Origin of the sequence: Streptomyces cinereoruber (assembly GCF_009299385.1) — a bacterium.
In the GTDB taxonomy this organism is placed as follows: domain Bacteria; phylum Actinomycetota; class Actinomycetes; order Streptomycetales; family Streptomycetaceae; genus Streptomyces; species Streptomyces bikiniensis.
In genome coordinates this window covers 4,606,018-4,628,352 of sequence record NZ_CP023693.1, presented here as the reverse complement: position 1 = coordinate 4,628,352, position 22,335 = coordinate 4,606,018, and the positions used below count along the sequence as shown (strand labels likewise).

At 74.2% G+C, this 22,335-nt stretch carries 15 protein-coding genes; 6 read left to right on the top strand and 9 right to left on the bottom strand.

The features are described 5' to 3' along the window. Positions 1–71 precede the first annotated feature (71 nt). The 3 genes from CP977_RS20995 to CP977_RS20985 form a co-directional block, all read right to left on the bottom strand. Complete coding sequence (locus CP977_RS20995; RefSeq protein ID WP_152370641.1) at positions 72–3,317, bottom strand: protein kinase family protein; 3,246 nt, start codon at positions 3,315–3,317, stop codon at positions 72–74. Between the two features lie 200 nt (positions 3,318–3,517). Next, positions 3,518–6,073 (bottom strand): serine/threonine-protein kinase, encoded by a 2,556-nt coding sequence (locus tag CP977_RS20990; protein WP_152370640.1) that lies wholly within the window; start codon positions 6,071–6,073, stop codon positions 3,518–3,520. 250 nt (positions 6,074–6,323) lie between these two features. Beyond that, a complete protein-coding gene (locus CP977_RS20985; RefSeq protein ID WP_109185183.1) occupies positions 6,324–8,030 on the bottom strand; it encodes a glycerol-3-phosphate dehydrogenase/oxidase in 1,707 nt (568 codons plus the stop codon). A gap of 467 nt (positions 8,031–8,497) precedes the next feature. Here CP977_RS20985 and CP977_RS20980 point away from each other — a divergent pair, with 467 nt between their 5' ends. After that, positions 8,498–9,739 carry a nucleotide sugar dehydrogenase gene (locus CP977_RS20980; protein WP_062752680.1) on the top strand — a complete coding sequence of 414 codons (1,242 nt, stop codon included), beginning with the start codon at positions 8,498–8,500 and terminating at the stop codon, positions 9,737–9,739. A 71-nt stretch (positions 9,740–9,810) separates the two neighbouring features. Here the strand turns inward: CP977_RS20980 and CP977_RS20975 are convergent, their stop codons facing one another. The 4 genes from CP977_RS20975 to CP977_RS20960 form a co-directional block, all read right to left on the bottom strand. Continuing rightward, a complete protein-coding gene (locus CP977_RS20975; protein WP_062752682.1) occupies positions 9,811–10,935 on the bottom strand; it encodes a GuaB3 family IMP dehydrogenase-related protein in 1,125 nt (374 codons plus the stop codon). Positions 10,936–11,040: 105 nt separating this feature from the next. After that, complete coding sequence (gene guaB, locus CP977_RS20970) at positions 11,041–12,543, bottom strand: IMP dehydrogenase (protein WP_030209131.1); 1,503 nt, start codon at positions 12,541–12,543, stop codon at positions 11,041–11,043. A 223-nt stretch (positions 12,544–12,766) separates the two neighbouring features. Next, a complete protein-coding gene (locus CP977_RS20965) occupies positions 12,767–13,369 on the bottom strand; it encodes a sigma-70 family RNA polymerase sigma factor (RefSeq protein WP_062752684.1) in 603 nt (200 codons plus the stop codon). Positions 13,370–13,613: 244 nt separating this feature from the next. Continuing rightward, the gene (locus CP977_RS20960) at positions 13,614–14,225 is read right to left on the bottom strand and encodes a response regulator transcription factor (protein ID WP_003948568.1); all 612 of its coding nucleotides are present in this window, start codon (positions 14,223–14,225) and stop codon (positions 13,614–13,616) included. 437 nt (positions 14,226–14,662) lie between these two features. Here CP977_RS20960 and CP977_RS20955 point away from each other — a divergent pair, with 437 nt between their 5' ends. Then, positions 14,663–14,995: a WhiB family transcriptional regulator gene (locus tag CP977_RS20955; RefSeq protein WP_062752687.1), complete on the top strand. Its 333-nt coding sequence runs from the start codon at positions 14,663–14,665 to the stop codon at positions 14,993–14,995. 157 nt (positions 14,996–15,152) lie between these two features. Here the strand turns inward: CP977_RS20955 and CP977_RS20950 are convergent, their stop codons facing one another. Then, positions 15,153–16,046: a LysR family transcriptional regulator gene (locus CP977_RS20950; protein WP_109185182.1), complete on the bottom strand. Its 894-nt coding sequence runs from the start codon at positions 16,044–16,046 to the stop codon at positions 15,153–15,155. A gap of 80 nt (positions 16,047–16,126) precedes the next feature. Here CP977_RS20950 and CP977_RS20945 point away from each other — a divergent pair, with 80 nt between their 5' ends. Next, positions 16,127–16,813, top strand: a complete 687-nt coding sequence (locus CP977_RS20945; protein WP_062752691.1) for an MOSC domain-containing protein — start codon at positions 16,127–16,129, stop codon at positions 16,811–16,813. 40 nt (positions 16,814–16,853) lie between these two features. Continuing rightward, positions 16,854–17,627: an SDR family NAD(P)-dependent oxidoreductase gene (locus CP977_RS20940; RefSeq protein WP_062752693.1), complete on the top strand. Its 774-nt coding sequence runs from the start codon at positions 16,854–16,856 to the stop codon at positions 17,625–17,627. 18 nt (positions 17,628–17,645) lie between these two features. Here CP977_RS20940 and CP977_RS20935 read toward each other — a convergent pair whose 3' ends face one another. Beyond that, positions 17,646–19,595, bottom strand: coding sequence for a DUF2264 domain-containing protein (locus tag CP977_RS20935; RefSeq protein ID WP_152370639.1), 1,950 nt, complete (start codon positions 19,593–19,595; stop codon positions 17,646–17,648). Positions 19,596–19,793: 198 nt separating this feature from the next. Here CP977_RS20935 and CP977_RS20930 point away from each other — a divergent pair, with 198 nt between their 5' ends. Further along, entirely contained in the window at positions 19,794–20,894 is a 1,101-nt protein-coding gene (locus CP977_RS20930) for a substrate-binding domain-containing protein (RefSeq protein ID WP_062752695.1), read from the top strand. Positions 20,895–21,018: 124 nt separating this feature from the next. Beyond that, entirely contained in the window at positions 21,019–22,335 is a 1,317-nt protein-coding gene (locus tag CP977_RS20925) for an ABC transporter substrate-binding protein (RefSeq protein WP_062752697.1), read from the top strand.

Sequence of the window (22,335 nt, the reverse complement as noted above, 5' to 3'; positions counted from 1 at the left end):
TACGGGGGCGGCGGCCCGGCGGATCGGGTTCGGCGGCCCGGGTTCGGTGGTCCTGGTTCGGCAGTTCGGGTTCAGCGGCCGGGGCGGAACGCCTTCGTGGCCTCCTCGTAGATCTCGGAGACCTTGTCCCGCTCGGTGTACGGGCCGATGACCTGGACGACGTGGTACCGGCCGCCGTCGATCAGGGCCAGGTTGCGGACGAACACCTCGCGTCCCGTGCCGTCCAGCCACCAGTAACTCCCCGTGGCCGTCGCCGTGCTGCCGATGTCGACCCGGAGCGTCCGCTCCGCGCCCGACCAGCTGGACGCCCGCCACGGCTCCAGCTCGCGCTCCCTGGCGTTCTGGTACACCAGCGGGTCGGAGCCGTTGTCCCGCACGCTGTCCCGGCCGGGGACCACGATCATCGTGAAGCCGCCACCGGTGTAGCGCACTTGACCGGAGTCGTTGATCGGGCTGCGCCGCCAGCCGTCCGGCACCCCGATCCGGAACCCCTCCGGGTCCTGGCGCAGGGCGTACCCGGCGGCGAGCGCGGGGGCCGACGGGTCGGCCGGGGGCCGGGTCGTGGCCGGTGCGGTGGTCGCGGGGGGACGGCTACCGGAAGGGCTGTTCGCGGAAGGACCGTTCGCGGTCGGGTCCGGGGCGCCGCCGGGCGCGGTGGTGCCGGGCGCCGGACCGGCCGTGGGCGTGCCCCGCCCGGCGGGCGTCTCCCCTCCTCCGGGCAGGAAGAGGACGGCGTACGCGACGGCCGCCACGAGCAGGAGGAGGATCAGGAGCAGGAGCTTGAGGCCCAGGGCGCGCGGGGAGCCCGAGGAGGTGCGCGGGGCCCGGGGCGCGCGGGGTGCGCGCTGCGGCAGCTCCTCGTGGTACCCGCCGTCGGCCTCCTCGCGGAAATCGTCCCGTACGCGCGCGTGCTCGCGGACGTGCGCGTACTCGGACGCGTGCGTGCGCTCGGACTCGTGCCGGGCGGCGGCGTGCGGGTCCCTGCCGCGCTTGTGCCGGCGGCGGCCCGCGCCCTCCCCCTTGCGCCGCCGGCGCACCAGCTCGCCGCGCCGGCGCACGATCGGCAGCCGCGCCTCGTCGAAGGACGGCAGCGGTACGACGCCGACCCCGGCGTCCGGTTCGGGCGCCGAGCGGACGAGGGAGCGCAGCCAGCCGCGCAGCTCCTCGAAGTCGGGCCGCTCGGTCGGGTCCTGACGGAGCAGCGACTCCACGACCGGGCGCAGGGGCCCGCTCTCCTCGGCGAAGGCGGGCGGCTCGGCGCAGACCAGCTGGACGAGTTCGGCCGCGCTGTCCTCCGGGTAGGGGGCGTGGCCCTGGACGGCCCGGTAGAGGAGCGCGCCGAGCGCCCACAGGTCGGTGGCGGGCCCGATGGGCGCGGCGAGGCGCCAGTTCTCGTGGACGGGACCGGCCTGTTCGGGCGCCCAGCGCTCGGTGACGGCGCCGACGACCGCGATCCGGGTCTGACGGGCCCGCTCGGCCGCCAGACGCGTGGTCGGGCCCCGGTACGACTCGGCCGGGGCCTCCGCCGGGTCCTCCCGCCGGGGCTCCGGAACGCCCGCGTGGACCGGGAGGCGCTCGGGATCCGGGCGCGCCGACCGGTACCCGGCGGGCAGCGCCGGGCGCCCCGAACCGGGCAGCACCGAGCCGCCCCCGGCCGGTATCGGCCCGGAGCCGTCCCGCGCGGCGTGCGGGCCGTCGCTCCAGCTGCCGGTCAGCATCGCGCGCGGCGGCGGGCCGTTCCGGGGGCCGCCGCCGTACGGCTCGTCGCCGTCGTCCTCGTCGTCCTCGTCGTCCGCCACCCGCGCCCACCACTGCGGCTCGGGCGAACCGGCCGCCGGTGCCGTCGGCGGGGGCGGGGGCGGGGGCGGGGGCGGGCCCGCCGGCTCCGGGGGCGCGGGGCGCTGCACGGGCAGCGCCCCCGTCTCGCCGAGCCGGGCGGCGGCCCGCGCACCGGCCCGGTAGGCGGCGATGGCCCCGGCCCGCGCGGCCCGCACGTCGGCGGTCGGCGGGGTGGCCGCGGGCCGCGTCCCGGCGGGGGTCGCCGTGGACTTCCCGTAGGGGTCGGTGCCGTAGGCGTCGGGGCCGGAACCGGGGCCGGGGCTCGCGCCCGGCGTCTCGTCCGGTCCGTCGTCCGCCCCGTCGCCGTCCCGCCCGGCCCCCTCGGGGGCCTCGAGCGCGTACGGCGCGTGCGGCTCGGGGCGATGCGTCTCGGGTCGACGCTCCTCGGTCCGGCGCTCCTCGGAGCCGTAGGGGTCGGAGCCGCGGATATCGGAGCCGTACCCTCCCCCCTCGTACTCCTCCGACCCGTACGCCCTCGGTCCGTACCCTCCGGACCCGTACGGGTCGGAGCCGTACTCCTCGGCGGGCGCGGGCCTTTCGGGCGTGTACGGCTCGGGTCGGTGCGACTCGGGCGCGTACACCTCCGGCTCGTACGCGTTCGGGGTGTACGTCTCAAGGGCGTACGCACCGGACCCGTCCGCCCCGGTCTCGTCCGCCCCGGGTCCGTCCGCCTCCGGTTCGTATCCTCCGGGACCGTACGTTTCGGACTCGTACGCTCCGGGCTCGTACGCTTCGGGCCCGTCGGCCCCGTCCGTCTCCGGCTCGTACGTCTCGGCCTCGTACACCCCGGGTTCGTACGTCTCCGGAGCGGGCTCCTCCGTCTCGTGCGGCGGGGGCGGGTACGCGAACTCGTCGATCCGGTCCCGTTCCGGTATCGGCGCGTAGCCGCAGAGGGCCTCTTCGGCGGCGCCGACCGCGAGGCCCGAGAGGACCACCCGGCCGTCGTCGCAGACGAGGACGGTCCGGGAGGTGATGTTCCGGTGCACCCAGCCGTGGGCGTGGAGCGCGCGCAGGGCGGTGAGGACGTCGGCGCCGATCTCGGCCGCCCGGTACGGATTGAGGGGCCGTTCGGCGAGGAGCGCGGCCAGCGGCCGGGCCTCCGCCACGCGTTCGCTGACTATCCACAGCGAACCGGCCTCCGCGAAGACGTCGAAGACCTGGTCCAGTAAGGGGTGGTCGGGGATCTGGGCGGCGGCCTGGGCCGCCTCGATCGCCCGGCGCACGACGGGCTCGGCGGGCCGGCGGGTGGCCCGCCCCGCGCCGCCGTGGAGACCCGCGGAGCCCCCGGGCCCGGCGCCGTCGAGCACTTCCGCGTCCACGAACTCCGGCAGGGGGACCTGGCGGACCAGGACCTCCTGCCCGCTGTACGTGTCGAAGGCGCGCGTCTCCGTCGGGTCGTGCGCGTCCCCGGCCTCGTCCGCCGGCGGCAGCGGCAGGCGGTAGCGGTCCGCGAGCACCCTTCCCGCGTAGTCGTCCACGACGCCTCCCCACGCCCGCGCTGTCCCCCGTGGACCCACGGACCCTCCGAATCCCTCGGATTCCCGGGTGCCCCGGATCGTGCGGGATCACGCGGGCCCGTCGGTTCCGGTCGGTCCGGTCGGTCCGTTCCGGGGCCGTGCGGTCAACGGCTCTGTTCGATTCCGTACGAGCCCCGGATCCCCACGATACGGGGCACCGGTCAGTTCTTGGGGCTGAACGTGGCGAACGCCGTCTCCCGCAGGGTCCGGCACTCCTCGCCGTTCCACTCGTCCGCCTTGCAGCTGACCATGATGGAGTAGCCCCACTTGGAGTCCACCTTGAACCCGCGGTTGAGCACGTGGACGCGCACGCCCTTCTGCGTGCGCTCGAACTCCCAGTCGGCGACGGTCGGGTAGCCCTTGTACGAGACGGGACGTATGCCGAAGTGCTTGTAGTCCTTGCTGGTGGCGATCACGCCGACCTTGGCCAGCTCCCAGGCGCTCGCGGCGTTGTCCTTCGGGCTGTTGTTGTAGTCGACCTGGACGCGGGGGAAGCCGCCGTTCGCGCTGAAGATCCCGCCGAGGGAGTACCCCGGGATGGTGCTCATCCTGAAGTTCGCGGGCATCGCCATGGAGAAGTGGAACCGGTCGCTGGTGACGAGGGTGTACCCGGCGGGCAGTTGGGTGCCGGTGCCGCCGTCGGGCTTGCCGGACGGCGTGGTGCCGTTCCCGCCGCCGGTCGTGCCCGTCGATCCCGTCGCCCCGTCGGTGCCCGCCGAGCCGTCGGCGCCTTCGCCGCCGGGCTGGACGCCGCCCTGCTGGCCGGGGTCGGCCGGGGTCCGGTTCTTGCCGCCGTCGGAACCGCCCGAACCGCCGTCGCCGCCCGCCGAGGCACCGGCCGAGGCCGTGGTGCCCTCCTTGCCCTTGCCCTGGTTGCCCTCGTCTCCCCCGCCGCCGAGGGAGACCGCCAGGATCGTGCCGAGCAGGGCGACGACCACGACGGCGGCGATGATGACGAGGGTGCGGCGCGGTACGACGTCGGTCAGCGGCGCGCGGGCCGGGGCCGGCCTGCCGCCGCCCCGGACCGGCACGGTGCCCGGCGTCGGCGCGGTCCTCGACCTGGGCTCGGCCTTCGCGGAGGCCGCCGCGTTGCGCACGGACTTCAGGGCGCCCCGCACCCGGTCGGCGGCAGCGTCGGGGGCCCCGCCCCGGTCGGTCGCCGGGGCCGCCGGCGCCTGCCCGGGGACCGGCGGCAGCGGTACGACCCTGGTGACCTCGGGCGAGGTCGCGGGCGCCGCCTCCGGGGCGTCGAGCACGGCCCGCAGCAGGGCCCGGGCGCCGGCGTCGTCGAGCCGCTGCGCCGGGTCCTTGGCGAGGAGGCCGTAGATGACCTTCTCGAGCTCGGGGCCCGCGTTCCTCGGCGGGTCGACGGGCTCGGTCATCACCGCCGTGAGGGTGGCGATGGCGGAACCCTTGTCGTACGGCGGACTGCCCTCGACCGCCGCGTAGATGAGACCGCCGAGCGACCACATGTCGGCGGCCGGGCCGGGCTTGTGGCCGCGGGCGCGCTCCGGCGAGATGTACGAGGGGGCGCCGACGAGCATGCCGGTGGAGGTGATCGAGGGGTCGCCCTCCACCTGGGCGATGCCGAAGTCGGTGAGGACGACCCGGCCGTCCTCGGCGATCAGCACGTTGGACGGCTTCACGTCGCGGTGCAGGATGCCCTCGCGGTGGGCCGAGCGCAGCACGTCGAGGATGGCGAGGCCGACCTCGGCGGCGCGCCGGGGCGTGAGCGTGCCGTCCTCGCGCACGGCGTCCGCGAGGGACTTGCCCTCGATGAGCTCCATGACGATCCACGGGCGGTCGTCCTCGTCCACGACGTCGTAGACGGTGACGGCGCCGTTGTTGCGGATCCGGGCGATGGCCTTCGCCTCGCGCAGGGTCCGGGTGATGAGGCGTCGCTTCTCGTCCTCGTCGATGCTGTTGGGGAAGCGGAGCTCCTTGACGGCGACGGTACGGCCGAGGGTCTCGTCGACGGCGCGCCACACGGTGCCCATGCCGCCGCGTCCGAGGACCGCGCCGAGCCGGTAGCGGCCCGCGAGCAGCCGCCCCTCACCGGCGGGCGCCTTGCGGAACTTGTCGCCGCCGCGCGCCGTGCCGGACGTGGCCGGTCCCCGGCCGCTCCCGCCGTCGCCGTCCCCGGCGCCGAACCCGGCCCGCCCGGTGGACGGCTCGGTCCCCCGCAGCCGCCCGGCCGCACCGGCCCCGGCCGCCGCGTCGCCCGCACCGGAACCCGTCACGCCGTCAGTCCGCGGATCCCCGGCCCCCTTCACGACCGAAACGCCGGAAACACCCGAGGCACCAGAAGCGCCCGCGGCTCCTGCGGCTCCCGAACCGGACTTCCCGCCCGAACCGCTTGAACCACCCGAACCGCCCGAAGCGGCCCCGGCGTCCGAACCCGATCCCGCTCCCGAGGCGGCCCCGGCCTCCGGAGCGGCCCCGGCCTCCGACGCCGGCTTCGCACCCCCGGCGGCCCCCCGGGACCCGGAGGCGGCGTCCGCGGCGGCCTCCGCCGCGTCGGCGGACCCGCCGTCCGGCTCCGGCTCCGCGGCGCCCTCCGGGGCCCGCGCACCCCGCTCGACCTGCGCGTCCCTCTCGTCCCGCTCCGGCTCGCGCGCGGCCGGGACCGTTCCTCGGTCGCTGTCGGTCGCGGCCCCCGCGGCGGCGTCCCGCCCGGGGTCCTTCGCCGTGTCCCGCGACTGCTCCGCCTCCGACATGCGTCCCCTCTGCGATCCCTGGTCTTCGCCGCGTCTGCCGCTTCCCGCGTGATGCGTTAACCCGCCCTGGAAGAGAGCCCATTGTCCCTCACCTCGGGACCGGTGACGCCCCCGGGTCCGTACTCCGGAATGACGACGCCGCCGTACGCCTCCGAGGTTCCCACCGGTACCCGGACGACCCGGACGTCCCGCCGGACCGGACGTTCCGTCAGTTGTCCACGGGAGGACGGGTACACGCGGGCGGGGGCGGTCAGATGGGCACGATGTCCGGCGCCCCCAGCCGTGCGGCGTCCGCCGTCAGGTCGTCGGGCTGGCGCTGCGACTCGCGCTCGGCCTCCACCCGCTTCTCGTAGTGCTCGACCTCCTTGTCGATCTGGCGGGCGTCCCAGCCGAGGACCGGGGCCATCAGCTCCGCGCACTCGCGGGCGCTGCGCGTGCCCCGGTCGAAGGTCTCGATGGAGATCCGGGTCCGCCGGGTGAGGACGTCGTCGAGGTGGCGGGCGCCCTCGTGCGAGGCGGCGTAGACGATCTCGGCGCGCAGGTAGTCGTCGGCCGCCGGGAGGGGTTCGCCGAGCCGGGGGTCCTCGGCGATCAGGTCGAGGAGCTGCCGCGTCAGGGAGCCGTACCGGTTGAGGAGGTGCTCGACCCGCACGACGTGCAGGCCGTGCCGGGCGGCGATCCCGGCCCGCGCGTTCCACAGGGCCCGGTAGCCCTCGGCGCCGAGGAGCGGGGTGTCCTCGGTGACGCAGGGGGCGACGCGCTGGTCGAGGCCGTGGACCGCCTCGTCCACGGCGTCCTTCGCCATCACGCGGTACGTCGTGTACTTGCCGCCGGCCACCACGACCAGGCCGGGGACCGGGTGGGCGACGGTGTGCTCGCGCGAGAGCTTGCTGGTGGCGTCGGACTCGCCGGCGAGCAGGGGGCGCAGGCCGGCGTAGACGCCCTCGACGTCGTCGCGGGTGAGCGGGGTGGCGAGCACCGTGTTCACGTGCTCCAGGAGGTAGTCGATGTCGGCGCTGGAGGCGGCGGGGTGGGCCTTGTCGAGGTCCCAGTCGGTGTCGGTGGTGCCGACGATCCAGTGGCGTCCCCAGGGGATCACGAAGAGGACGGACTTCTCGGTGCGCAGGATCAGACCGGTGGTGGAGTGGATGCGGTCCTTGGGCACGACGAGGTGGATGCCCTTGGAGGCGCGGACGTGGAACTGGCCGCGCTCCCCGATGAGGGCCTGGGTGTCGTCGGTCCACACCCCGGTGGCGTTGACGACCTGCTTGGCCCGGATCTCGTACTCGGCGCCGGCCTCGACGTCCTGGACGCGCGCGCCGACGACCCGCTCGCCCTCGCGCAGGAAGCCGACGACCCGGGCCCGGCTCGCGGCGAGCGCGCCGTAGGAGGCGGCCGTGCGCACGAGGGTGGTGACGAAGCGGGCGTCGTCCATCTGGGCGTCGTAGTACTGGAGGGCGCCGACGAGGGCGTCCTTCCGCAGGCAGGGGGCGACGCGCAGGGCGCCCTGCCGGGAGAGGTGCCGGTGGGCGGGGAGGCCCCGGCCGTGTCCGGAGGAGAGCGACATCGCGTCGTACAGCGCGACGCCCGAGCCGGCGTAGAACCGCTCCCAGCCCTTGTGCTGGAGGGGGTAGAGGAAGGGGACCGGCTTCACCAGGTGGGGGGCCAGCCGCTCCAGGAGGAGTCCGCGCTCCTTGAGCGCCTCCCGGACCAGGGCGAAGTCCAGCATCTCCAGGTAGCGCAGGCCGCCGTGGATGAGCTTGCTGGACCGGCTGGAGGTGCCCGAGGCCCAGTCGCGGGCCTCGACGATGCCGGTGGAGAGTCCTCTCGTGACGGCGTCGAGGGCCGTCCCGGCGCCGACCACCCCGGCGCCGACGACCAGCACGTCCAGCTCGCGCCCGGCCATGGCGACGAGCGCCTCGGCGCGCTCGGCCGGTCCCAGTGTCGCTGTCCTCACGTCTGCCGCCTCCCGTCGTCCCCCGTCCTTCCCGCGCACGGGCTCTCCCGCACACGGCTTCCCGCGACCGGGCCCGTGTACAGGCCTTCCCGCGACCCGGCCCTCGTACAGGCCTTCCCGCGAGCGGACCCGTACCCGCCGCGCGAGCGGGCACGCGCCCGTCCGGCGAACGGGGCACACCCACCGGGCGGAACGCACACACGGCCGCCGCACGGAACGCGCACGCGCCCTTTCCGCGAGCGAGCCGGGACCGTGTGGTCCGGCTCACAGCTCGATTCTGTCCCGCCGGGGCGACTTCAGCCACCGCCTCGCCACCGACCTGTGGATAACACTCGGCGACCTGCGGCCCCACAATGCGACATAACGGTCATATTTACGCCTAGTCTGACATTGCGTGCGACCCGTTCCGCCCACCGGGCTTGCGCGTAGCGCCCCCTCCGGCTACTGGGAAGGACGGCCCACCCCCCATGCCCGCTGATCTCGCCGTCATCGGCCTCGGCCACCACGGACTCCCCCTCGCCCAGGCCGCCACCGCCGCGGGCATCGACACCGTCGGCTACGACACCGACCCGCGGCCCGCCGCCGAACTCGCCGCCGGGCGCTCCCCGGCCGACGGCCCGCTCACCGTCCCGGAGGTCCGCCGGATGCTCGCGGGCGGCTTCCGGCCCACCCACGACCCCGCCGAACTCGGCCGGGTCCGCACCGCCGTCCTCTGCCCCCCGACCCCCCTCGGCCCCGACCGGGCCCTCGACCTCACCGCCGTCACCGACGCCGCCCGCGCCCTCGCCGTCCGGCTGCGCCCCCACACCACCGTCGTCCTGGAGTCCCCCGTCCCGCCGGGCACCACCGAGGGCCTGCTCCGCGACGTCCTCGAAACCGGCTCGGGACTGCGCGCGGGCCGCGACTTCCACCTCGCGTACTCCCCCGGCCGGCTCGACCCCGGCAGCCGCACCCACGGCTACGCCGGCACCCCCAAGGTCATCGGCGGCCTCACCCCCGCCTGCACCGAGTCCGCCGCCGCCTTCTACGGGCGCCTCACCGACAAGGTGGTACGTGCGCGTGGGCCCCGCGAGGCGGAGACGGTCAAGCTCCTGGAGACCAACTTCCGGCACGTCAACATCGCCCTCGTCAACGAGATGGCGGTCCTCTGCCACGAACTCGGCGTCGACCTGTGGGACGTCATCCGCTGCGCCGAGACCAAGCCCTTCGGCTTCCAGGCCTTCCGCCCCGGCCCCGGCGTCGGCGGCCACGGCGTCCCCGTCGACACCGTCGGCGCCCACCGCCCGCTCCGCCTGGTCGAACTCGCGGGCCAGGTCAACGAGCGCATGCCCGCGTACGTGGTGCGGCGCGCCGCAGCCCTGCTCAACGAGCACGGGAAGTCGGCGCGCGGGGCCAGGATCCTGCTGCTCGGCATCACGTACAAGCCCGACCTGCCCGACCGGCAGGGCTCGCCCGCCGACGAGATCGCCCGCCGCCTGATGGACCTGGGCGCGGCCGTCAGCTACCACGACCCGTACGTCCCCGACTGGCGCGTCCGCGAACTCCCCGTCCCCCGCGCGGACTCCCTCTACGAGGCCGCCGCCCACGCCGACCTGACGGTCCTGCTCCAGCACCACCGGACCTACGACCTCCAGGGCCTGTCGGTGAAGGCGCAGCTCCTCCTCGACACCCGGGGCGCCACCCCGGCGGGCGCGGCCCACCGCCTCTGACCGAACGACCGGACACGCAGGAGGGCCCCGCACCACCCGGTGCGGGGCCCCTCTCGCGTACGTACGGCAGGTCAGCGCTTGTGCTGCGCGTCCGCGACCGTGACCTCGACGCGCTGGAACTCCTTGAGCTCGCTGTAGCCCGTGGTGGCCATCGCGCGGCGCAGGGCGCCGAAGAAGTTCATCGAGCCGTCCGGGATGTGCGACGGGCCCGCGAGGATCTCCTCGGTGGTGCCGACGATGCCCAGGTCGACCAGCTTGCCGCGCGGCACGTCCTCGTGGACGGCCTCCATGCCCCAGTGGTGGCCCTTGCCGGGCGCGTCCGTGGCGCGGGCCAGCGGGGAGCCGATCATGACCGCGTCGGCGCCGCAGGCGATCGCCTTCGGCAGGTCGCCGGACCAGCCCACGCCGCCGTCCGCGATCACGTGCACGTACCGGCCGCCGGACTCGTCCATGTAGTCGCGGCGCGCCGCGGCCACGTCCGCGACGGCGGTCGCCATCGGGACCTGGATGCCCAGGACGTTGCGCGTGGTGTGCGCGGCGCCGCCACCGAAGCCGACCAGGACGCCCGCCGCGCCGGTGCGCATCAGGTGCAGGGCCGCGGTGTACGTGGCGCAGCCGCCGACGATGACCGGGACGTCCAGCTCGTAGATGAACTGCTTCAGGTTCAGCGGCTCGGCCGCGCCCGAGACGTGCTCGGCGGAGACCGTGGTGCCGCGGATGACGAAGAGGTCCACCCCCGCGTCGACGACGGCCTTGGAGAACTGGGCGGTGCGCTGCGGGGAGAGCGCGGCGGCGGTGACGACGCCGGCGTCGCGCACCTCCTTGATGCGCCTGCCGATCAGCTCCTCCTGGATGGGGGCGGAGTAGATCTCCTGCAGACGGCGGGTCGCGGTGGCCTCGTCCAGCTCGGCGATCTCGTCCAGGAGCGGCTGCGGGTCCTCGTACCGGGTCCACAGGCCTTCGAGGTTCAGGACGCCCAGGCCGCCCAGCTCGCCGATGCGGATGGCGGTCTGCGGCGAGACGACCGAGTCCATGGGAGCGGCCAGGAACGGCAGCTCGAACCGGTAGGCGTCGATCTGCCAGGCGATCGAGACCTCCTTCGGGTCCCGGGTGCGCCGGCTGGGCACGACGGCGATGTCGTCGAACGCGTACGCCCTGCGGCCGCGCTTGCCGCGCCCGATCTCGATCTCAGTCACGATGTGTGGCCTTTCCCTCTACGTCTGCGCCTACCAGTATCCCCGACACGCGCGCGTGGGGCGGCTCCGGCCACATGCCGGAACCGCCCCACGCGTCGCGCTCCGTTACTTCCTGCTGTAGTTCGGCGCCTCGACCGTCATCTGGATGTCGTGCGGGTGGCTCTCCTTGAGGCCGGCCGCGGTGATCCGGACGAAGCGGCCCTTGGACTCCATCTCCGCGACGGTGGCCGCGCCCACGTAGCCCATGGTCTGGCGGAGGCCGCCGACGAGCTGGTGCAGGACGTTGGAGAGCGGGCCCCGGTAGGGGACCTGGCCCTCGACGCCCTCGGGGACGAGCTTGTCGTCGGAGGAGACCTCGGCCTGGAAGTAGCGGTCCTTGGAGTAGGACCGGCCCTGGCCGCGGGACTGCATGGCGCCGAGCGAGCCCATGCCGCGGTACGACTTGAACTGCTTGCCGTTGATGAAGAGCAGCTCGCCGGGCGACTCCTCGCAGCCGGCGAGGAGGCTGCCGAGCATCACGGTGTCGGCGCCGGCGGCGAGCGCCTTGCCGATGTCGCCGGAGTACTGGAGGCCGCCGTCGCCGATCAGCGGGACGCCGGCGGCGCGGGCCGCGAGGGAGGCCTCGTAGATGGCGGTGACCTGCGGGACGCCGATGCCGGCGACGACGCGGGTGGTGCAGATGGAGCCGGGGCCCACGCCGACCTTGATGCCGTCGACGCCAGCGTCGATCAGGGCCTGCGCGCCGTCGCGGGTGGCGACGTTGCCGCCGATCACGTCGACGTCCACGCTGGACTTGATCTTCGCCATCCAGCTCAGGGCGTTGCTGTTGTGGCCGTGCGAGGTGTCCACGACCAGGAAGTCGACGCCGGCGGCGGCGAGCGCCTGGGCGCGCTCCAGGGCCTCGGGGCTGGCGCCCACGGCGGCGCCGACGAGCAGGCGGCCCTCGGCGTCCTTGGCGGCGTTCGGGTACTTCTCCGCCTTGACGAAGTCCTTGACGGTGATGAGGCCCTTGAGGACGCCCTGGTCGTCGACCAGCGGCAGCTTCTCGATCTTGTGGCGGCGCAGCAGCTCCATGGCGTCGACGCCGGAGATGCCGACCTTGCCGGTGACCAGCGGCATCGGCGTCATGACCTCGCGGACCTGGCGGTCGCGGTCGGTCTCGAAGGCCATGTCGCGGTTGGTGACGATGCCGAGGAGCTTGCCGTCGGGGGTGGTGACGGGGACGCCGCTGATGCGGAACTTGGCGCAGAGCGCGTCCGCCTCGGCGAGCGTGGCCTCGGGGTGCACCGTGATGGGGTCGGTGACCATGCCGGACTCGGAGCGCTTGACCAGGTCGACCTGGTTGACCTGGTCCTCGACGGACAGGTTGCGGTGGAGCACGCCGACGCCGCCCAGGCGGGCCATCGCGATGGCCATGCGGGACTCGGTCACCTTGTCCATCGCCGCCGAGAGCAGCGGGATGTTGACGCGGACGTTGCGCGAGATGCGGGACGAGGTGTCGACCGCGTTGGGGAGGACCTCGGAGGCTCCCGGCAGCAGCAGCACGTCGTCGTAGGTCAGCCCGAGTGTCGCGAATTTGTCGGGCACTCCGTCGACGTTGGCAGTCATGACACCTTCCCAAATGGCCTTGATCGGTGCGGGATGTCCATGCTAACGGGCCCGAGCAGTGTCTCATTCCACGAGCAAGATCAGCGGGCAGCTTTGGACGTTCCCACGTGGACGAAAGGGACGACGGGAGCCGTCGGGACTTACCACCCGGCCGGGACCACCCGAAGGGGGCGCCGGAAGGGTGTGCCGGAAGGAGGCGCCGGAAGCGGACGCCGGAAAGGTGTTACTGCTCCGCCAGCGCGCGCAGCCGGCTGAGGGCGCGGTGCTGGGCGACCCGGACGGCGCCGGGGGACATGCCGAGCATCTGCCCGGTCTCCTCGGCGGTGAGTCCGACGGCGACCCGGAGCACGAGCAGTTCGCGCTGGTTCTCCGGGAGGTTGGCGAGCAGCTTCTTGGCCCACTCTGCGTCGTCGCTGAGCAGCGCCCGCTCCTCGGGGCCGAGGGAGTCGTCGGGCCGCTCGGGCATCTCGTCGGAGGGGACGGCCGTGGACCCGGGGTGCCGCATGGCGGCCCGCTGGAGGTCGGCGACCTTGTGCCCGGCGATGGCGAAGACGAAGGCCTCGAAGGGCCTGCCCGTGTCCTTGTAGCGGGGCAGGGCCATCAGGACGGCGACGCAGACCTCTTGGGCGAGGTCCTCCACGAAGTGGCGGGCGTCGCCGGGGAGCCGGTTGAGGCGGGTGCGGCAGTACCGCAGGGCGAGCGGGTGCACGCGGGCGAGGAGGTCGTGGGTGGCCTGCGCGTCGCCTTCGACCGCGCGGTGGACGAGCGCGCCGATCTCCCCCTGCTTGGCAGGCATGGGGGACCCCGCGGTCTCGTCGTCGCGCATCGCTCCATGGTGCCCCGGCGCTTCCGCGTCCGTGGCACCGCGTCCGTAGTTGTGCACCGAAGCGTTATGAGCAGGTGCGCCGGAACTCATCTCCCGCGCCCTCCCCTCCCGCTCGATCGACTCGTCCCCGAGGAACTCCACATCTCAAGGATGCGTCATCCGGCGGGGAAGTGACACAAGCCCACCCCGTCCACCCCGCGAAGGACGCGGACGGGGACGGGGATACGGCGGGTGACCTGCGACGTCAGCGGACCAGGCCCCAGCGGAAGCCGAGGGCGACGGCGTGGGCGCGGTCCGAGGCGCCGAGCTTCTTGAAGAGGCGCCGGGCGTGGGTCTTGACCGTGTCCTCGGAGAGGAAGAGCTCGCGCCCGATCTCGGCGTTGGACCGGCCGTGGCTCATGCCTTCGAGGACCTGGATCTCGCGCGCGGTGAGGGTGGGCGCGGCGCCCATCTCGGCCGAGCGGAGGCGGCGCGGGGCGAGCCGCCAGGTCGGGTCGGCGAGCGCCTGGGTGACCGTGGCCCGCAGCTCGGCGCGCGAGGCGTCCTTGTGCAGGTATCCGCGGGCACCCGCGGCGACCGCGAGCGCGACGCCGTCGAGGTCCTCGGCGACCGTGAGCATGATGATCCGGGCGCCGGGGTCCGCCGAGAGCAGCCGGCGGACGGTTTCCACACCGCCCAGGCCGGGCATGCGCACGTCCATCAGAATCAGGTCCGAGCGGTCCGCGCCCCAGCGGCGGAGGACTTCCTCGCCGTTGGCCGCGGTGGTCACGCGCTCGACGCCGGGCACGGTCGCGACCGCGCGGCGGAGCGCCTCTCGGGCAAGCGGGGAGTCGTCGCAGACGAGGACGGATGTCATGCCTGACCTCCGCGGCTCTCGCAGCTGTTGCGCGTCACCTTGAGCCTCCAGGGCTGTACGTATCGTCACCTGTGCGGTTGACGCTCTCGGACACCTGCCCGATCGCTTGTTCCTCCAACCGCCTCCGCACTCTCAACGACGGTCACTCGAAAGAGTTACGGGTCGGACGGCAGGCTTCGGCACTCTACGTGAGGGGCCGTGCGCGGAGAAGAGCGACGCGGCTCTTCTGTTACGAGATCAAAAGCTATGCCCCATTTAGCGGGATTTCTTCCCTTTTCGCGGTGTCTGTGGCTAGATTCGCAATGAGTCATATTTACATCTACTTAGACAGTAGGTGTAACGACGACCCGAGCTGTCGGGGACAGGAAGGAGCCCCGGCCGTCAGCCATCCACCCGCCCACCTATCCGTTCGACACGGTTTCAAGGGGACAAGCGCAATGGCAGATTTCTCCCGCCTTCCCGGACCCAACGCCGATCTGTGGGACTGGCAGCTGCTCGCGGCCTGCCGCGGGGTCGACAGCTCCCTGTTCTTCCACCCCGAGGGAGAGCGCGGCGCGGCACGGAGTGCGCGTGAGAACTCGGCGAAAGAGGTCTGCATGCGGTGCCCGGTGCGCGCGGAGTGCGCGGCACACGCACTCGCCGTGCGGGAGCCCTACGGCGTCTGGGGCGGCCTCACCGAGGACGAACGCGAAGAGCTCATGGGACGCGCCCGCAACCGTCTGATCACGACGCCCCCCGCGGCCCCGACGGCCGCGCCGGCGTCCATGTGAAGGAACGTTTCTTCGAACAGTCCGGGCCCCTCGCGGTCCGGAGCCCGGTGTGAACCGGGAACAGCGACACCCACCGCGCCCACGCGCGTGAGGACACCGGAGACGGCCCCTGCGCGCGCGTGGCGGCGCGTGCGGTGAAGAACCCTGAGAACGTGACCTACGCGCGCGTGGCGGCGCGCGTCAGTTCGTCCAGCGTGGCGGCGACCGCCGGGACCTGCGCCAGGTCCGGCAGGGTCAGGGCCACGATCTCCCGCTCCACGGCGGGCTCCACGGCCACGGTCCGCGCCCCCTTGGGCCGTACGGACTCGATGGCGAGGGCCGGCAGGACGGCCACGCCCAGGCCCGCCCCCACCAGGCCCACCACGGCCGGGTAGTCGTCGGTCGCGAAGTCGATGCGGGGCGTGAAGCCCGCCTCCTCGCAGACGTCCACGAGCTGGCGGCGGCAGCGCGGGCAGCCCGCGATCCAGGACTCGTCCGCCAGCTCCGCGATGCCGACCGCGTCCGACCCGGCGAGCCGGTGCCCCTCGGGGACCAGGCCTACGAGCCGGTCGGCGAGCAGCGGGCGGACGACCAGGTCGTCCCACTCGGCCCGCCCCGCCCCGTACCGGAAGGCGAGGGCGATGTCGCAGTCGCCCTCGCGGAGCATCTCGATCGAGCGGGGCGGCTCGGCCTCGACGAGGGAGACCCGGGTGCCGGGGTGCGCGGCCCGCAGGGCGGCCAGGGCGGTGGGGACCAGGGTGGAGCTGCCGCTGGGGAAGGAGACCAGGCGGACCCGGCCGGCGCGGAGTCCGGCGATGGCGGCGACCTCCTCCTCGGCGGCGGTGAGCCCGGCGAGGATGCCGGAGGCGTGACGGACCAGGACCTCGCCGGCCTGGGTGAGGCGCATCTCGCGGCCCGTGCGGATCAGCAGCGGCGTGCCGGCGGAGGCTTCGAGCGCCTTCATCTGCTGGCTGACGGCGGGCTGGGTGCAGCCGAGTTCGCGCGCGGCGGCCGAGAAGGAGCCGGTGGCGGCGACGGCGCGCAGGACGCGGAGGTGGCGTGCCTCGATCATGGATCTAGCATAAGCGAGTCTTGGGAGAGGACGCGAATATCGCCGAGCGGCTTTGAGATCGGTGCCCGTAAAGTGCCCGCATGACCTTGCTGAGTGTGAATGTGGGCCGGGCCAGAGCCGTGGACTACACCGACGCGCCCGTCGGCCGTACGGCCATCGACAAGCGCCCGGTCGAGGGCGCCGTACGGATCGAGGCGCCCGGCCCGCCCGGTGTCGGAGGGAGCGGGCTCGCCGGGGACGACGTCTGCGACCTGCGCTTCCACGGCGGCGCCGACCGGGCCGCGTACGCCTTCGCCCGCGAGGACATGGACCTGTGGGAGCGGGAACTGGGCCGCGAGCTGGCCAACGGCTCCTTCGGCGAGAACCTCACCACCCGGGGCCTCGACGTCAACAACGCCCTGATCGGGGAGCGGTGGCGGATCGGCGACGAGGTGGTCCTGGAGGTGACCGGCGGCCGCATCCCGTGCCGTACGTTCGCCGGGTTCCTGGGCGAGAAGGGCTGGGTCAAGCGGTTCACGCGGTCGGAGGCGGGGCCGGGCGCGCTGCTGCGGGTGATCGTGCCGGGCGAGGTGCGGGCGGGCGATCCGATCGCCGTCGTGCACCGGCCCGACCACGGGGTCACCGTCGCGCTGCTCCACCGGGCCGCGACCGTGGACCGGGACCTCCTGCCGGGCACGCTGGTCGCCGCCGAGTGGATGGAGTCGGGCCTGCTCGACCTCGCCCGCCGGCACGCGGAGAAGTACGCGGAGAAGTGCGCCGGGGCATAGGGCCGGTCCCCCGGCCGGGCCGGGGCACTAACGTGCCCGTATGACGACTGCACTGATTACGGGAGCCACCGCGGGCATCGGGGCCGCCTTCGCCCGGAGGCTCGCGGCCGACGGCCACGACGTCGTGCTCGTGGCCCGGGACGTGAAGCGGCTCCGGGAGCAGGCGACGGAGCTGCACGACCGGCACGGGGTGGAGGCCGAGGTGCTCGCGGCGGACCTCTCCGAGGAGAAGGGGATCGCCGCCGTCGAGGCGCGGCTCTCGGATCCGCGGCGGCCGGTGGACCTGCTCGTGAACAACGCCGGTTTCGGCAACAAGGGCCGGTTCCTGGAAGTCTCCATGGCCGACGAGCTGAAGATGCTCACGGTGCACTGCGAGGCCGTGCTGCGGCTGACCTCGGCCGCCGCCGCCTCGATGAGGGAGCGGCGCCGGGGCGGGGTGGTGAACGTCGCCTCGGTGGCGGCCTTCGTGCCCCGGGGCACGTACGGCGCGTCGAAGGCGTGGGTCGTGCAGTTCACGCAGGGCGCGGCGAAGGACCTGGCGGGCAGCGGGGTCCGGCTGATGGCGCTCTGCCCGGGCTTCGTGCGGACCGAGTTCCACGAGCGGGCCGGGATGGGCACGGACAACATCCCGGGCTGGATGTGGCTCGACGCGGACAAGCTGGTGTCGGCGGCCCTGTCCGACCTGGGCCGGGGGAAGACGCTGTCGATCCCGGACCCCCGCTACAAGGCCCTGATGGGCGTGGTGAAGCTGGCGCCGCGCGGTCTGCTCGGCGGGGTCTCCTCCAAGGCGGGGCGCAAGTACGGCCCGAAGTGATCCGCGCGGGCGGCCCGTTCACAGCAGGGCGTCGAGGTCCAGGCACGTCGTGGTGCCGTCCCGCCAGGCCACGTGGAGGGTGTGCCCGTCGATCCGCACGCGCGCGTGGTCGGTGACGGGGGTCGGGTCGGGGGCGGCGGTGAGCGAGGCGAGGGCGGCGAAGAGGGCGGCCGGGCCGCGCGTGGTGCCGTGGAGGGCGAGGACGTGGGCGCCCGGCCCCTGAAGGGTCTCCCCCACGGGGAGGACGACGGCCGGGTCCTCGGGCGGGTGGCCGTGGACCGGGTGGAGGGTGGCGCGCGGCCCGTCGGGCGTGGTGGCCCAGCCGGTCTGCCGTACGGGTGTCCCCTCCGGGGCGCCGAGGACGAGGTGGGCGCGGAGTTCGGCGCTGCCGTGGGCGAGGGTCGCGGAGAGGACCCGGACGCCGGGGCGCGGGGCGTGCAGGGAGGCGGCCCAGCCGGGGCCGGTTCCGGCGGGGGCGGCGGGCCCCCGGGTGGTGGCCTGGCCCTCGGCGTCGAGCAGCGCGAAGTGGTTGTCGGCCGGGGCGGACCCGGTGGTGGGTCCCGTACGGGTGGAGTAGGCCTGGCGGGCGTAGCCGGGGTCGTCCTCGCCGCCCGCGCGGCTTTCGACGTGGTTGCTGCCGTGGTTGTGGAGGCGTACGAGCCCGTCGGCGGCGGTGGTCTGGACGAGCAGCCCGGCGGGGGCGAAGGCGCGGACGGTGTCGGCGCGTTCGGCGGGCAGGGGTGCCTCGGGGTCGGTCCAGGCCGGGTGGTCGGCGGGCAGCAGCAGGCCGAGGAATCCCTTGGACGCCCAGTAGGGGGAGCCCGGGCCCGAGTACTCCTGGACGAGCGGCGGGTACGGGCCGTGCCAGCCGAGGGTGAGGAGTCCGCGCCCGTCGGCGGCGCCCCGGTCGAGGAAGTGCCGCAGGGCCCCGGAGGCGAGCCGGCGGGTGGCGCCGGGGGCGAGCGGGGTGTGGCCGGTGAGGGCGCCGAGCCAGGGGGCGGCGGCCGCGGCGAAGCGGTAGATCAGGGAGCGCCCGTACGGGACGGGGGCGCCGTTCGCGTCGAAGAGGTGGACGTGGTCGTCGAGGTGGGCGCGGAGCCGGGGCCCGTACCGGTCGAGGAGGGCGCGGTCGCCGGACAGGTGGGCGTGGAGCACGGGGTAGAAGTGCAGGGCCCAGCCGTTGTAGTGGTCGAAGGCGCGGTTGTCGCCGTCGGTGTACCAGCCGTCGCCGAGGTACCAGTCCTCGACGCGGTCGAGGGAGCGGTCGATCGTGGCGGCGGCGCGGTCGGTCTCGATCCCGGCGTCCCGGAGGAAGCCGGCGACGGTGAGGCCGAAGAGCCACCAGTTGTTGTCGACGGGGGACGGGCCGAGGGCGGGCAGCAGCCAGTCCGCGACCCGGGCGCGGACGCGGTCGTCCAGGCGGTCCCAGAGCCAGGGGCGGGTGAGGCGCAGGCCGAGGGCGACCGAGGCGGACTCGACCACCGCCTGCCGGGTGTCGGCCATGAGGGGCCAGGACTCGGCGTCCTCCCGGCCCGGCGCCTCCGTCCCGGCGGCGAGCCCCTCGGCGTACCGGTCGAGGTGGCCGTGGGGGTCCTCGCCGCGCGCGCCCGCGACGCGGAGGGCGGCGAGGAGGAAGGTGCGGGCCCAGCCCTCCAGGGCGTCGGAGCGGGGGCCCGACCAGCTGGGGCGGGGGCCGGGGAGGCCGATCAGGCCGTGCCGGGGCGAGGCGAAGGGGCGCACGTCGAGCACGAGCCGGTCGGCCGCGACCTCCCAGTGGGCCCGGGTCCAGCCGGTGTACGGGCTGAGTCCGCGGTCTTCGGGGGGCGGCGGGGGCAGGGCGGGCCCACGGCCTTCGAACGGCGTCGGCAGGGCAGGACCACGGCCTTCGGGGTGCGGAGGCAGGGCGGGTCCGTGGCTTTCGGACGACGTGGACAGGGCGGGTCCACGGCCTTCGGACGGCGTCGGCATGAGACTCCCTGGGACGGTTCCGGCGGCGCCCCGGGGGCCGTGGTGGCTCCGCGTCCGATGACGTCCGTGTCGCCGGGAATCCTCGACAGGCTCCGATCGAACGTCAAGACCTCAAGAGCGAATGATCGAAACTCTCTCCGTTCGATCATTCTGAACTAGACTCGGGGAACCACCACCACCGCGAGGGGGAGCCGCGCCGTGCGCGAGAGTGCTGCCGAACGACACGACCGACTGCTGGCCCTGGTCCGCGAGCGCGGCACCGCCCGCGTCTCCGACCTGGCCGAACGGCTCGGGGTCTCCCCCGTCACCGCCCGCCGGGACGTCGAGCTCCTGGCAGGCCGGGGCCTGCTCGACCGGGTCCACGGCCAGGTGTCCTGGCCGGAGCGGCAGGGCGCGCCGGGGGCCGGACGCCCCGGCGAGGGCCTGGTCCTCGGCCTGCTCGTGCCCTCCGCCACGTACTACTTCGCCGAGGTCATCCGGGGTGCGCACGAGGCGGCGGCGCGCGCCGGGGCCCGGCTCGTGCTGCGCGTCTCGGACTACCGCCCGGAGGAGGACCGGGCCCGCGCCGAGGGGCTGCTCGCGGCGGGCGCCGAGGGCGTCCTGGTCGCGCCCGGCTGGCGGGGCCCCGAGGACCGGCTCGCGTACGGCGACCGGCTGGCCGAACTGCCCGTGCCCGCCGTGCTCCTGGAGCGTCGCGCCGAGCCCGGCAGCCCGCTCGACGGCCTGGACCGGGTCGCCTCCGACCACGCCCACGGCGTCCTGCTCGCCCTGCGCCACCTGCTCTCCCTGGGCCACGCGACGCCGCTGCTCGTCGCCCGCCGGGACTCGCCGACGGCGCTCGCGGTGCGCGCCGGGTACGCCGAGGCGCTGGGCACCCTGGGCCTGGCCGAGCCGCGGCCGGTCATCGACTCCGTACCGGCGGAGGCGGACCCGGAGGGGTTCGAGCGGGCGGTGCGGGCGCTGCACGAGGCCGTCGGCTCCGGCCTGGCGAGCGCGGCCCTGGTCCACAACGACGTGGACGCCATCGAGATCGCGCGGCGCCTGGCCGAGCTGGGGGTCGGGGTGCCGCGCGACCTGGCCCTGATCGCGTACGACGACGAGGTCGCCGCGCTCGCCGACACCCCGCTGACGGCGGTCGCGCCGCCCAAGCGGCAGGTGGGGCGGCACGCGACGGAACTCCTTGTGGAGCGGCTCACGGAAAGGGACGTCCCCGGGGAGACGCCGGCGCGGCGCCATCTGAGCCTGCTGCCGTGGCTGCGGGTGCGGTCCTCGTGCGGGGCCCCGAACCCCCGTCCGTAGAGAATCGCACTGATCGAACTGTTCTTTTTTCGATCAATCAATCTTTCGCTCTTGACTTCGGTCATGAACGGTCACAGGATCGCGGCCACAACCTCCCAGCCGCCCCGCCCCCAGGAGCCGTGCCGTGACCCCCTTCCGGAGCAGAACGACCCGCGTCATAGCCGGCACCGCCACCGCCCTCGCCGTCCTCACGGCCTGCGGCGGCGGCGGTGACGACACCGCGAACAAGCCGAACGGCCCCGTGACCCTCACCTTCTGGGGCTGGGCCAAGGGCACCAAGGACGTCGTGGACGCCTTCAACGCCTCCCACACCGACGTCAAGGTGAAGTTCGAGGAGATCCCCTCCGGCACCGCCGGCGGCTACGCCAAGATCTCCAACGCCGTGAAGGCGGGCAACGCCCCCGACCTCGTCTCCATCGAGTACTCCTCGCTCCCCGAGTTCGTGAGCTCCGGCGCCCTCCAGGACATCGGCGGCGAGTTCACCGAGGCCGACCGCGCCAAGCTGCTCCCGCAGACCGTCGAACTCACCACCCTCGGCGGCAAGTCCTGGGCCGTCCCCTTCGACGCCTCCCCGCAGGCCTTCTTCTACCGCAAGGACCTCTTCGAGAAGTACAAGGTCCAAGTCCCCACCACCTGGGACCAGTTCGAGAAGGCCGCCGCACAGGTCAAGAAGGCCGACGCCAAGGCCCGCATCGCCACCTTCTTCCCGGACGACCCGACCACCTTCGAGGCCATGGCCTGGCAGGCCGGCGCCCAGTGGTTCAAGGCCGAGGACGACACCTGGAAGGTGAACACCACCGACCCGGCCACCACCAAGGTCACCGCCTACTGGCAGAAGCTCCTCGACGACGGGCTCGTCCACAAGAACGCCTCGTTCTCCCCCGAGTGGGTCGGCTCCCTCAAGAACGGCACCACCCTCGGCTACCTCGGCGCCTCCTGGGGCGCGGGCGTCCTCAAGGGCACCCTGCCCGAGCAGAGCGGCAAGTGGGCCGTCGCCCCGGTCCCCAGTTGGGACGGCAAGCCCGCCAGCGGCATGCTCGGCGGCACCTCCTTCGCCGTGACCAAGGACAGCAAGAAGAAGGCCGCGGCCGTCGCCTTCGCCGAGTGGATGTCCACCACCGAGGAGGGCGTCAAGGCCCGCATCGCCTCCGGCACCTCCTCCGCCTTCCCCGCCGCCGCGGCCCTGCGCCCGGTCGCCAAGCAGGCCTTCGACGCCGGGTACTACGGCGGCCAGGACATCTACGCCCTCTTCGAGACCGCCGGCGCCTCCATCAACCCCAGCTGGGCCTGGGGTCCCACCACCGGCACCACCAACACCACCATCAAGGACCAGTTCGGGAAGATCGCCCCGGGCGGCCCGTCCCTCGCCGACGCCGTGAAGGCCGGCCACGACGCCACCGTCGCCGAGCTCACCAAGCGCGGCCTGAAGGTCGAGGGCTGA